General features: G+C 74.8%; 10 protein-coding genes. 5 read left to right on the top strand and 5 right to left on the bottom strand.

Annotated features, from left to right (window positions below; all coding sequences use genetic code 11):
- A partial coding sequence (locus LE181_RS21340) for a CAP domain-containing protein (protein ID WP_225662930.1) occupies positions 1–781 on the top strand: 781 nt, incomplete at its 5' end.
- A 7-nt stretch (positions 782–788) separates the two neighbouring features.
- On the opposite strand, the gene LE181_RS21335 is transcribed toward LE181_RS21340, so the two are convergent.
- From LE181_RS21335 to LE181_RS21325, 3 genes are read right to left on the bottom strand one after another with little or no spacing between them, the layout of a single operon-like run.
- On the bottom strand, positions 789–1,541 hold the full coding sequence (locus tag LE181_RS21335; protein WP_225662929.1) for a succinate dehydrogenase/fumarate reductase iron-sulfur subunit: 753 nt from the start codon (positions 1,539–1,541) through the stop codon (positions 789–791).
- Positions 1,538–3,493, bottom strand: coding sequence for a fumarate reductase/succinate dehydrogenase flavoprotein subunit (locus LE181_RS21330; protein ID WP_225662928.1), 1,956 nt, complete (start codon positions 3,491–3,493; stop codon positions 1,538–1,540). The genes LE181_RS21335 and LE181_RS21330 overlap by 4 nt, the downstream gene beginning before the upstream one ends.
- Positions 3,493–4,197: a succinate dehydrogenase cytochrome b subunit gene (locus LE181_RS21325; protein WP_225662927.1), complete on the bottom strand. Its 705-nt coding sequence runs from the start codon at positions 4,195–4,197 to the stop codon at positions 3,493–3,495. The genes LE181_RS21330 and LE181_RS21325 overlap by 1 nt, the downstream gene beginning before the upstream one ends.
- Before the next feature lie 87 nt (positions 4,198–4,284).
- Here LE181_RS21325 and LE181_RS21320 point away from each other — a divergent pair, with 87 nt between their 5' ends.
- Positions 4,285–5,178, top strand: coding sequence for a LysR family transcriptional regulator (locus tag LE181_RS21320; protein WP_225662926.1), 894 nt, complete (start codon positions 4,285–4,287; stop codon positions 5,176–5,178).
- 26 nt (positions 5,179–5,204) lie between these two features.
- Here the strand turns inward: LE181_RS21320 and LE181_RS21315 are convergent, their stop codons facing one another.
- Positions 5,205–6,452 (bottom strand): styrene monooxygenase/indole monooxygenase family protein, encoded by a 1,248-nt coding sequence (locus tag LE181_RS21315; RefSeq protein WP_225662925.1) that lies wholly within the window; start codon positions 6,450–6,452, stop codon positions 5,205–5,207.
- A gap of 286 nt (positions 6,453–6,738) precedes the next feature.
- Here LE181_RS21315 and LE181_RS21310 point away from each other — a divergent pair, with 286 nt between their 5' ends.
- On the top strand, positions 6,739–7,707 hold the full coding sequence (locus LE181_RS21310) for a polyprenyl synthetase family protein (RefSeq protein WP_225662924.1): 969 nt from the start codon (positions 6,739–6,741) through the stop codon (positions 7,705–7,707).
- Between the two features lie 136 nt (positions 7,708–7,843).
- Here the strand turns inward: LE181_RS21310 and LE181_RS21305 are convergent, their stop codons facing one another.
- A complete protein-coding gene (locus LE181_RS21305; protein WP_225662923.1) occupies positions 7,844–8,527 on the bottom strand; it encodes a 4'-phosphopantetheinyl transferase family protein in 684 nt (227 codons plus the stop codon).
- Positions 8,528–8,761: 234 nt separating this feature from the next.
- On the opposite strand from LE181_RS21305, the gene LE181_RS21300 reads away from it, so the two are divergent.
- Together LE181_RS21300 and LE181_RS21295 are read left to right on the top strand one after the other, a co-directional pair.
- The gene (locus tag LE181_RS21300; RefSeq protein ID WP_225662922.1) at positions 8,762–9,001 is read left to right on the top strand and encodes a chaplin; all 240 of its coding nucleotides are present in this window, start codon (positions 8,762–8,764) and stop codon (positions 8,999–9,001) included.
- 115 nt (positions 9,002–9,116) lie between these two features.
- Positions 9,117–11,213 (top strand): hypothetical protein, encoded by a 2,097-nt coding sequence (locus LE181_RS21295; RefSeq protein WP_225662921.1) that lies wholly within the window; start codon positions 9,117–9,119, stop codon positions 11,211–11,213.
- Positions 11,214–11,447: the final 234 nt, after the last annotated feature.

The following is an 11,447-nucleotide window of genomic DNA, read 5'->3' as shown; positions in this document are numbered from 1 at the left end:
CCGCCGCGCCGCCGGCCGGCAGCACGGCGGCGGCCACCGCGCGGCCGGCGGCCGCTCCCGCACCACCCGGCGCGTCGTCATCGGCGCGGGCATCATGGCGATCGTCGCGGGCGGCGTGCTGGGCGGCAGCCACTTCTTCGGGAGCTCCGACGACACCACCGTCGCCGAGGCCGCCGACGCCACGCAGCTCAAGCAGCAGAGCGCCAAGGAGCCGTCGCCGCTGCGCACCTCCGCCTCCGCCTCCGCATCGCCGTCCGCCTCGGCGAGCCCCTCGCCGAGCGCCTCGGCCTCCTCGGCGAAGCCCTCGGCCTCGGCCTCCCGCTCCGCGAGCCCCACCCCCGAGCGCACCGCCGCCCGCACGGAGAAGCCGGCCCCCAAGCCGCCCGCCAACCCCGGCGGCGGCTCCCTCGCCCAGCAGGTCGTCGCCCTCGTCAACGCCGAGCGCGCCAAGGTCGGCTGTCCGGTCGTGAGCTCCAACAGCCTCCTCGACGCCGCCGCCCAGGGCCACTCGGACGACATGGCCGCCCGCGGGTTCTTCGACCACACCAACCCCGACGGCAAGGGCCCGGGCGAGCGCATCACCGCCGCCGGCTACAAGTGGAGCACCTACGGCGAGAACATCGCCTACGGCCAGCAGACGGCCTCCTCGGTCATGGACTCCTGGATGAACAGCTCGGGCCACCGCAAGAACATCCTCAACTGCAGCTTCAAGGAGATCGGGATCGGCATCAACAAGGCGCCCGGCGGCCCCCGCTGGACCCAGGTCTTCGGCGCCCGCTAGCGGGGGCTCAGCGCCCCCGGCCGCCCTTGAGGGCCGCCCGCAGGTACTCGCGGTTCATGTGGGCGATGGACTGCAGCGGGATGCCCTTGGGGCAGGCCGTGGCGCACTCCCCGGTGTTGGTGCAGCCGCCGAAGCCCTCGTCGTCCATGGCCGCCACCATGCCCAGCACCCGGGACTCGCGTTCCGGGGCGCCCTGCGGCAGCACGTTGAGGTGCACCACCTTCGCCGAGGTGAAGAGCATCGCCGAGCCGTTCGGGCAGGCGGCCACGCAGGCGCCGCACCCGATGCACTCGGCGTGCTCGAAGGCCAGGTCGGCCACCGCCTTCGGCACGGGCGTCGCGTGGGCCTCGGGGGCGGAGCCGGTGGGCACGGACACGTAGCCGCCGGAGCCGATGACCCGGTCGAACGCCGACCGGTCGACGACCAGGTCCTTGACGACCGGGAACGCGGCGGCCCGCCAGGGCTCGACGTCGATCGTGTCGCCGTCGCGGAAGTGCCGCATGTGGAGCTGGCAGGTGGTGGTGCGCTCGGGGCCGTGCGCCCGGCCGTTGATGACCATGCCGCAGGCCCCGCAGATGCCCTCGCGGCAGTCGTGGTCGAAGGCGACCGGCTCGTCGCCGGAGAGGATCAGTTCCTCGTTGAGGTGGTCGAGCATCTCCAGGAAGGACATGTCCTCGCTGATGCCCGTGACCTCGTAGGTGGTCATGGCCCCCGGCGCCTCGGGGGTGCGCTGGCGCCAGATGCGCAGGGTGAGGTTCACGCGTAGCTCCGCTGGGTGGGGTGGACGTACTCGAAACGCAGGTCTTCCTTGTGCAGCACGGGCGCCTCGCCCGGCGCGGTGAACTCCCAGGCCGCCACGTACGCGAACTCCTCGTCCTTGCGGGCCGCCTCGCCGTCGGCGGTGCGGCTCTCCTCGCGGAAGTGGCCGCCGCAGGACTCGGTGCGGTGCAGGGCGTCCAGGCACATCAGCTCGGCCAGCTCCAGGTAGTCGACGAGCCGGTTGGCCTTCTCCAGCTGCTGGTTGAGCTCCTCGCCGGTGCCCGGCACCCTGATCCGGCGCCAGAACTCCTCACGCAGCTCCGGGATCCGGTCCAGCGCCTTGCGCAGGCCGCTCTCCGTGCGGGACATGCCGCACTCGTCCCACAGCAGCTCGCCGAGCTCGCGGTGGAAGGACTCCGGCGTGCGGTCGCCGCCGGCCTCCAGCAGCCGGCGCAGGCGGTCCGCCGCCTCCCCCGCCGCCTCCGCGACCGCCGGGTGGTCGCGCGGCACCTCCGCGTGCGGATGGCGGGCGAGGTAGTCGTTGATGGTGGACGGCAGCACGAAGTAGCCGTCGGCCAGGCCCTGCATCAGAGCCGAGGCCCCCAGCCGGTTGGCCCCGTGGTCGGAGAAGTTCGCCTCGCCGATCGCGAACAGGCCCGGCACGGTGGTCTGCAGGTCGTAGTCCACCCACAGGCCGCCCATCGTGTAGTGGATGGCCGGGTAGATGCGCATGGGCACCTCGTACGGGTTCTCGGCGGTGATCCGCTCGTACATCTCGAAGAGGTTGCCGTACTTCGCCTCCACGGCCGCGCGGCCCATCCGCGCGATCGCGTCGGCGAAGTCGAGGTAGACGCCCTGCCCGCCGGGGCCCACGCCGCGGCCCTCGTCGCAGACGTTCTTCGCGGCGCGGGAGGCGATGTCGCGCGGGACGAGGTTGCCGAAGGAGGGGTAGGCGCGCTCCAGGTAGTAGTCGCGCTCGTCCTCCGGGATGGCGGCCGGCGGCCGGGTGTCGCCCGCGGCCTTCGGCACCCAGATGCGGCCGTCGTTGCGCAGCGACTCGCTCATCAGCGTCAGCTTCGACTGGTGGTCGCCCGAGCGCGGGATGCAGGTGGGGTGGATCTGGGTGAAGCAGGGGTTGGCGAAGTACGCGCCGCGCCGGTGGGCGCGCCAGACGGCGGTGGCGTTGGAGTTCTTGGCGTTGGTCGAGAGGTGGAAGACGTTGCCGTAGCCGCCGGAGGCCAGCACCACGGCGTCCGCCAGGTGGGTCTCGATGCGGCCGGTGATCAGGTCCCGGGCCACGATGCCGCGGGCCCGGCCGTCCACCACGATCAGGTCGAGCATCTCGGTGCGGGCGTGCATCTCCACGCCGCCCGCGTCGATCTGGCGGCTGAGCGCCTGGTAGGCGCCCAGCAGCAGCTGCTGTCCGGTCTGGCCGCGGGCGTAGAAGGTGCGGGAGACCTGGACGCCGCCGAAGGAGCGGGTGTCCAGCAGGCCGCCGTACTCGCGGGCGAACGGCACGCCCTGGGCCACGCACTGGTCGATGATCTCGACCGATATCTGGGCCAGGCGGTGGACGTTGGACTCGCGGGCGCGGAAGTCGCCGCCCTTGACGGTGTCGTAGAACAGGCGGTGCACGGAGTCGCCGTCGTTGCGGTAGTTCTTCGCCGCGTTGATGCCGCCCTGGGCCGCGATGGAGTGGGCGCGGCGCGGCGAGTCCTGGTAGCAGAACTGCACCACGCGGTAGCCCTGCTCGGCCAGCGTCGCACCGGCCGCGCCGCCCGCGAGGCCGGTGCCGACGACGATGACGGTGTGCTTGCGGCGGTTGGCGGGGTTGACCAGCTTCGCCTCGAAGCGGCGGCGGTCCCAGCGCCCGGCGACGGGCCCGCCGGGGGCGGCGGTGTCGGTGAGGGGCTCGCCGAGGGCGTAGCCGGAGTAGGGGGCGTAGGGGGACATCAGCTCACGACTCCAGTCAGGACGCCGACGGGTACGGCGATGAAGCCGCAGGTCAAAAGGGCCGCGAGGCCGTTGGCGAGGAGCTTCAGCACGCGGTCGCGGCGCGGCGAGCCGGCGCCGAGGGTCTGCGCCGCGCTCCAGAAGCCGTGCCGGACGTGCAGCCCGAGGGCGAGCATCGCCGCGATGTAGAAGGCGGAGACGTACCAGCGGTCGAACGAGGCGACGAGGTTCTCGTACGGCCTGCCCTCCTCCGCGTTGGGGTTCACGGTGAGGGTGGTCAGGTCGAGGACGTGCCAGACGATGAACAGGCCGAGGATCACCCCGCCCCAGCGCATGGTGCGCGTCGCGTAGCTCGCCCGCGGCCGCTTGTGCGCGTACTTCGCCGGCCGGGCGGCCAGGTCGCGGCGGCTGAGCTGGTACGCGGCCACGCCGTGCAGCACCACGGAGACGGACAGGGCCGCGCGGGCCCCCCACAGGAACCACTCGCGGTGCAGGAACGGCTCGCCGACGGTGCGGATCCAGTGGCCGTAGTGGTTGAACTCCCCGGCGCCGAAGAACACCTTCAGATTGCCCATCATGTGGGCCACCAGGTACGCGAGCATGATCAGGCCGGTGACGGCCATGACCGCCTTCTTGCCGACGGTGGAGCGCCACACGGAGCCGATGAGGGACGGGGTCCGTGCCGTCCTGGTCGCCAGTGCCATGGCCACGACGCTAGGCAGCCGCCCCTCGATGCGTCCAAGACATGGCCGCGCTGGTTTCCATAGGCAGCGGCTATCTATCGTGGTGGGGTGCAATTCCAGCAGCTCCGCTACTTCGCCACGGTCGCCGAGGTGCGGCACTTCACCCGGGCCGCCGAGGCCCTGCACGTCGCCCAGCCCTCCCTCTCCCAGCAGATCCGGGCGCTGGAGCGGGAACTGGGCGCCGAACTCTTCCACCGCGCCCGCGGGAACATCACCCTCACCGACGCCGGCGAGGCGCTGCTGCCACTCGCCCGCCGGATCCTCGCCGACACCGAGACGGCCCGCCGCGAGGTGCAGGAGGTCGCCCAGCTGCGCCGGGGGCGGGTGCGGCTGGGCGCGCCGCCGAGCCTGTGCGCGAGCCTCGTGCCGGACGTCCTGCGCACCTACCACGCCCGGTTCCCCGGCATCGAGCTGCACGTCGAGGAGGGCGGCTCGCAGGACCTGGTCCGCCGCCTCGCCGACGGCGGCCTCGACCTCGCCCTGGTCATCACCCCGCTGGGCGCGGCCGCCCCCGCCCTGGCGACCGCGGAACTCCTGCGCGAGGACCTCGTCGTGGTCTCGGCCCCCTCCGGAGCGCCGCCCGTCCGGCGCCGGCGCATGCGCGTCGAGGAGCTCCGGGACCGTCCGCTGGTGATGTTCCGCCGCGGCTACGACCTGCGCGAGATCACCGTCGCCGCCTGCCGGGCCGCCGGCTTCGAGCCGTCGTTCACCGTCGAGGGCGGCGAGATGGACGCCGTCCTCGGCTTCGTCCGCGCCGGGCTGGGCCTCGCCGTCGTCCCCGGCATGGTCGCGGCCCGTTCCGGACTGCGCGTCACCCCCTTCGAGGGCGACCGCATGCGCCGGACCGTCGCCATCGCCCACCGCAAGGACGCGGCACCGCCGCGCGCCGCCCGCGAGCTGCGGCGCGTGCTGCTGGAGCACCCGGAGGCGACGGGCGGCTGACGCCGCTCACCCCCGGGGCGCCCCGCTCAGCCGGCCACCCGGCCCGCGAGCACCGCCAGGCACGCCTCGGCCCGGTCGGCGTCCATCAGCCACTCCTGGTAACCGGCCGGGTCGGCGAAGCCGTTGACGTACCGGTGCGCCAGCGCCGGGTGCTCGGCGGCCGCCGCCAGCACGTGCTGGACGTGCTCGGGCATCGGGGCGTCCAGCACCATGTTCGTGAACGCCGTGGTGTGCCGGGCGTGCTCCCACCAGCCGGCGAACGTCTCGTGCATCCACGCCCGGTCGAACGGCCGGTCGCCGCGCTCCAGGACCGACTGCAGATAGCGGTCGGCGCAGCGCGCGGCGTTGTTCGACCCCTGCCCGGTGATGGGGTCGTTGAGGACGACCGCGTCCGCCATGCCCAGGACGTACGAGCCCGGCGCCACCTCCGCGACCGGGTGCCGCACCACCGGCACCAGGGAGCCGGTGAGCAGGGCCCCCGCGTCGGTCGGCACGGCGTCCGCGCACAGCTCGTACTCCCAGGGCGCGTACGAGCGCAGCAGCTGCAACGTGCGTTCCAGCGCGGCCGCCGGGTCGCTCACGCCCTGCCAGCAGTCGAACGGCCCGCCCGGGCAGCCCTCCCACAGCAGGATGTCGCAGGGCCCCGACGCCGTCAGCGCGGGCAGCACGAGGAACTCCCCGGTCCCCGGGAAGGCGCACATGCGCAGGTACGTGGCCGCCGGCCCGGGATCCGGCCGGGCGCCGTGCACGTAGACGCAGGCCAGGGCGCGCTTGGGGACCTCGTACGGGCTGTGCCGCTCGTCGCGTCCGAAGACCTGCCCCAGCGGTCCGTGCCCGGAGGCGATCAGCGTCAGGTCGTGGGCGGCCGCCAGGTCCGCCAGCTCCTCGGCGGCGACGTTGCGGTACTCCACCCGGCCTCCGCGCTCCTCCAGGAGCTCCAGCCAGCGGGCGGTCTTCACCCGCTGGTCCACCGAACGGGCGGGCTCGTCCAGGGCGGCGGCGATGGAACGTTCCGGCGGGATGCCCGGCGCGTCGACCCGGCTGATCCGCAGGCCCTCGACCGGCGGGGTCTGCGCGTCCCACAGGTTCAGCCCCAGCCCGCGCTCCAGCGCCAGCGCCGGGCCGTACATCAGCTGCGTGGACAGCACCCGCCCGTCCCTGATCTCCCGGGGCGTACGGGCGGAGAGGACGGTCACCTCGTGGCCGGCCGCCCGCAGCCCCAGGGCCAGCTGCAGACCCGCCTGCCCCGCGCCGACGATCGCGATCCTGCGCATGGTTGCCTCCGAAAGCCGGTTCGTCCCGTGGCCCGCCCCCCGTTGTAACCGTCCACGGCGCGCGCTGTACAGACGGCACGCACGGGCCGCGAGGACGTCACCCCCGCCCGCAAGCGGTGATGGCCAAAAAGCGGACGGAGCCGCCCTGGTTGGCAGGAAACCGGCGCTTCCCGCCCGCGCGGCCGGGGCAGTCTCCTGGCCGGTCACCTTCCGCCGTCGAGAGCGGAGCCGCCGCCCGCCAAGGGTCGGCCGAAGGCCGTAACCCGGAACACCAGGGAGGCACACCATGACGCAGCAGCACCGGCCGGCGGGCCAGGCCGCACCCCCCGCCCCGGCGCCCCCGCTCCAGCGCGCCCGGATGCTCGACCGCGTCGAGGAACGGCTGCACGGCCTCTTCGAGGAGGAGCACCGGCACTGGCGCACCGCCGACGCCCGCGGCGCCGGCCTGATCGAGTCCCTGGCCGGATTCGTCACCGCCGGCGGGGACCGGGCCCGCCCGCTCGTCTTCCTCACCGGCTACCTCGCCGCGGGCGGCGACCCGGCCTCCGACGAGGCCGTCGACGTCGCCGCCGCCCTCGAACTGCTCGACACCTGCACCCTCATACGCGCCGACGTCCGCGACGCCGCCGCCCTGCGCAGGGGCATCCCCACCCTGCACGTCAGGCGCGCCACCGAGCACGAGCAGGGCGGCTGGGCGGGCGACTCCCGGCGCTTCGGCGACTCCACCGCCACGCTCGCCGGCGACCTCGCCCTCGCCCTCGCCGACCGGCTCGCGGCCCACCTGCCCGGCGACGTCCGGCCGCTGTGGGACGAACTGCGGCTGCAGCGCGCCATCGGCTCGTACGCGCACGAGGCCGTGGCCGCCGAGTACCTCGACGACCCCTGGCCCGGGCGCTGCGTCTCCGGCTGCGACCGGGGCTGCGCGGCCGGCTGGTACGCCCTGCGCCACCCGCTGCGGCTGGGCGCGGCCCTCGCCGGACGGCCCGACCTCGGGGCGCCCTACGACGCCTACGCCCGGCCGCTGCACGCGGCGTGGCGGCTGCGCGGGTTCCTGGACGGCGGGCCGGAGTACACGTGGAACGCCCAGCTCATGCGGGAGCTGCTGCTGGACCCGCAGGAGCGCCGGGCGACGGAGGAGCTGATCGAGGAGTGCGTGGAGCGGGCGTGCGGCGCGGCGGCGGGCCCGTCGCTGGCGGCGGGCTGGCGCGAGGAACTGGCGGTGTTCGCCGCACGGGTCGCCGCGCAGGACGGGTGAGGCCGCGTCGCGCTCCGGGCCCGCCGGGGCGTGCCCGGCGGGTCGGTGTGGGCCCCGCGGCGCCCGGTGCCGGGGCACCTCCCAGCGGTGGCCGGGGGAGCGTCGTGGGGGTCCGTGCCGGCTCCTCGGACACTTCCTAGCCGGCGGCCGGGACCGCTATCGCCGTCACGATCAGGCCGTCGGCCACCGCCCAGCGGCCCTCGAAGCCCGACAGGCGGCCCCCGGTGGCGGTGCGCAGCGGCTCCGGCGTCAGGATCCGGGCCGAGAACGTCCGCTGCCCGGCGTCCACCTCGATCACCGCGTCCTGGAAGTCCAGCCAGAGGCGGGTGAGCGGGAACCACGCCTTGTAGACGCTCTCCTTGGCGCTGAAGACCAGGCGGTCCCAGCTCACCTCAGGCCGCTCGGCCTGCAGGCGGGCCAGCCAGCCGTGCTCCTCGGGCCGCGTCACCAGGTCCCGCACCCCGCCCTCGGGCAGCGGTGCGTTGGGCTCGGCGTCCAGTCCGATGGCGGTCACCTCGCTGCTGCGGGCCACGGCCGCGGCCCGGTAGCCCGCGCAGTGCGTCATGCTGCCGACGACGCCGGACGGCCACTGCGGGGCGCCGCGCTGCCCCGGGACGATGGGGGCCGGGGCGATGCCGAGGCGGCCCAGGGCGGTGCGGGCGCACGCCCGTACGGTGGTGAACTCGTTGCGCCGTTTCGCCACGGCCCGGGCGATCAGCGCCTCCTCCTCGGGGAAGAGCGCGAAAGCGCCGGCCCGGCCGGCGAGGTCGTCGAAAGCCTCGGAGCTCTCGACGGGTGCGGGCAGCAGGGTGCCGATCATCGTCGCCCATTCGTCTCGTGCCGATCGTCGGACTGGAACCCTGCCAGCCGGAAAGCCAATGGGGAAACCCCTATTGCTGTTGATCGTCCCACACCGGCCACCCATTCGGCCCAAAACGGGGTCACCCGGTCGCTTCACGGACGAAACCTTTGTCACTTTCGCACGTTGACCCGGACTCCCGGCCGTAACCGTCCGGGTGCTCGTCCCGTACGTCCAAGCAAAGGTGTCTCCCCCATGTCACGAATCGTCAGGGCAGCAGTCATCACCGCCGCTGTGGGCGCCACTCTCGCCGGCGTGGCCGGCGGTGCGGTCGCCGACTCCGGAGCCAAGGGTGCGGCTGTCGGTTCCCCGGGTGTCATCTCGGGCAACGTCATCCAGATCCCGATCCACATCCCGATCAACCTCTGCGGCAACACGATCAACATCGTCGGCCTGCTCAACCCCGCGTCCGGCAACGTCTGCATCAGCGACTGACGACGGCCGGCGCGTTCGAACCACGTGCATGGCGCCCCCGGCGAGCGGCCGGCGGGCGCCATGCGCCGTCTCCGCCCGTAGGATCGCCTCTCCGACTGCGCTGGGGGGCTGACGCATGGGTGACGGGACCGAGAACACGATCACGGGCGGCACGTACCTGGGCCCGGTGGTGCAGGCCCGTGAGGTCCACGTGCACCGGCCTGCCGTGCGGGTGCCGCGGCTCCTGGGGCCGGCGCCGGAGGTGTTCGTCGACCGGGTCCCGGTCTTCGCCGCGCTCGCCGCCGCCGAACGGGCCGACCGCAGTGCCCCGCTGGTCGTGATGGTCACCGGCCTGCCCGGCATGGGCAAGACCGCCACCGCCCTGCGCTGGCTGCACCAGCTCGGCGCCCACTTCCCCGGCGGCCACCTCCAGGGCGACATGAGCCCGCAGGGGCCCCTCAGGCCGCGCGACCCCGCGGCGGTGCTGGAGGGCTTCATCGCCCACCTGTCGGGGCGGCAGGTGCGCGGCGGGGAGCGGCCGGCGGACGTGGAGGGACTGGCCGCCCACTACCGGTCACTGACCGCGGACGCGCCCGCCCTGGTGTTCCTGGACAACGTGGTGAACGCCGGACAGGTGCGGCTGCTGCTGCCCGGGCATCCCGGCAGCGTGGTGGTGGTGACCAGCCGGTTTCCCCTCACCGGGCTGCGTGCCTCGCACCCGCGCACGGTCACCGTCGCCCTGGACGCCCTCGACGCGGCGGCGGGGGCCGAGCTGTTCCACGCGGTGACGGGCCGCCCCGACGCACTGGACCGGCCGGTGCTGGAGAACGTGCTGCGGGCCTGCGCCGGCCTGCCGCTGGCGGTACGGATCGCGGGCGCCCGGGTGGGTGAACTCCTGGAGACGGGGGAGGATCCCGGGGGGCTGGCCCGCGAACTCACCGACCGCCGGACCCGGCTGGAGGCGCTCACCGTGCCGGACGACCTCTCGGTGGCCCAGGTCTTCGACGCCGTCCACGCCGGCCTGCCCGAGGGCGCCGCGGCGCTCTGCCGGGCCCTGGGGGCCCACCCGACGCCGGAGTTTTCGCGCGACCTCGTGCGATGGGTCGCCCGCGAGGAGGGCGACGTGCGCACGCTCGTCCGGGAACGGCTGCTCGAACCGGCCGGCGAGGGGCGGCTGCGGATGCACGGGCTCGTCCACGACCACGCCCGTGCCGTGGGCGGCGGCGCCGGCGACCCGGGCCTGCTCGACCGGTACGCCGAGTGGTACCTGGAGCGCGCGGCCGCCGCCGAGGTGCGGACGTCCGGCCGGTGGCGGTACGGGCCGCTGTTCGCCCCGCGGCACGCCGGGCGGTTGCGGGAGGTCTTCGGCGGCGCCGACGGGGCCCTCGACGCGCTGGAGGCCGACCGCGCCAACACCGTCGCCGTCGTGGAACTGGCCCACGACGAGGGGCGCCACGCGGCGGTGTGGCAGCTGTGCGAGGCCCTGCACGGCTTTTTCTTCCGGCGCAAGTACCACACGGACTGGGCGGCCGTGTGCCGGCTCGGCCTCGCCTCCGCGGAACGGGAGGGCGACCCGGTCGCGGTGGCCCGCATGCACTTCGAGCTGGCCTTCGCCCGCGCGGACCGGGGCGGTGCCCAGGCGGACGCGGACGCGCGCGAGCACTACGGGCGGGCGCTGGAGGTGGCGACGGGCATCGGGCACGCCCGCACCGTGTCCTCGGCCCTGGAGGGCCTGGGCCTGCTCGAACTCCGCGCAGGCCGGGCGGGGGCCGCCGCCGGTCACTTCCGGCGCGCGGTCGCCGCCCTCGACGGCATCGACCACCCCCGGGGCAGGGCACTGCTCACCTTCCACCTGGGACGCGCCGACAGCGCCGACCGCCGGCACGAGGAGGCCGCCGCCGCGCTGCTGAGGGCCCGGGACCTCTTCGCCGCCCTGCCCGACCCCTTCAACGAGGCCAAGTCCCTCTGGCACTACGCCCGCGCCCGCCTCCTCGCCGACCGCCCGGACGAGGCCCTCGCCCCGCTCGACGAGGCGGCGGCCCTGATGCACACGTGCGGCGCACCGAAGGAAGAGGCGGACGTCCTCCTGCTGCGCGGCGACGTCCTGTCCGCCGCCGGCCGCGCCCACGAAGCGGACACCGACTGGCGAGCGGCCCTGGCCCTGTACGAACGGGTGGCGTCCCCGGAGGGAACGAAGGCGGCCCGCGCCCGCCTGACCGACGACCCCGACTAGGCACCTGTCCCGGGGCGCCACCGGGACCGGCCCGCCCGGACCGTTGCGGGGCCCGCCTGCGGCTGACGCCCAGCGGCTGCCCCAGCCGGTGCCTGGAGCCTGCCCGCCCGGCGCTTGGCGCCTGCCCCAGCGGCCGGCACCGGCGGCTGACCCGCCGGCCCGCGCAATTCCGGTCCGTGCCGCCCCGGCCCGGCGGCCTGCCTCCCGGGCGTGCGGCGGTCGGCCCGGGCGGTC

It is taken from the genome of Streptomyces sichuanensis (assembly GCF_020328095.1).
GTDB classification, from domain to species: Bacteria; Actinomycetota; Actinomycetes; order Streptomycetales; family Streptomycetaceae; genus Streptomyces; species Streptomyces cinnamoneus.
The sequence above is the reverse complement of the archived record's forward strand: the minus strand, read 5'-3'. Positions and strand labels throughout refer to the sequence as shown.

Bases quoted from the DNA above. Each gene is read 5' to 3' on its own strand.
- LE181_RS21310 (WP_225662924.1), top strand. From the start codon at position 6,739: ATGACGCAGCAGCACCGGCCGGCGGGCCAGGCCGCACCCCCCGCCCCG.
- LE181_RS21325 (WP_225662927.1), bottom strand. From the start codon at position 4,197: ATGGCACTGGCGACCAGGACGGCACGGACCCCGTCCCTCATCGGCTCC.
- LE181_RS21315 (WP_225662925.1), bottom strand. From the start codon at position 6,452: ATGCGCAGGATCGCGATCGTCGGCGCGGGGCAGGCGGGTCTGCAGCTG.
- LE181_RS21330 (WP_225662928.1), bottom strand. From the start codon at position 3,493: ATGTCCCCCTACGCCCCCTACTCCGGCTACGCCCTCGGCGAGCCCCTC.
- LE181_RS21300 (WP_225662922.1), top strand. From the start codon at position 8,762: ATGTCACGAATCGTCAGGGCAGCAGTCATCACCGCCGCTGTGGGCGCC.
- LE181_RS21305 (WP_225662923.1), bottom strand. From the start codon at position 8,527: ATGATCGGCACCCTGCTGCCCGCACCCGTCGAGAGCTCCGAGGCTTTC.
- LE181_RS21295 (WP_225662921.1), top strand. From the start codon at position 9,117: ATGGGTGACGGGACCGAGAACACGATCACGGGCGGCACGTACCTGGGC.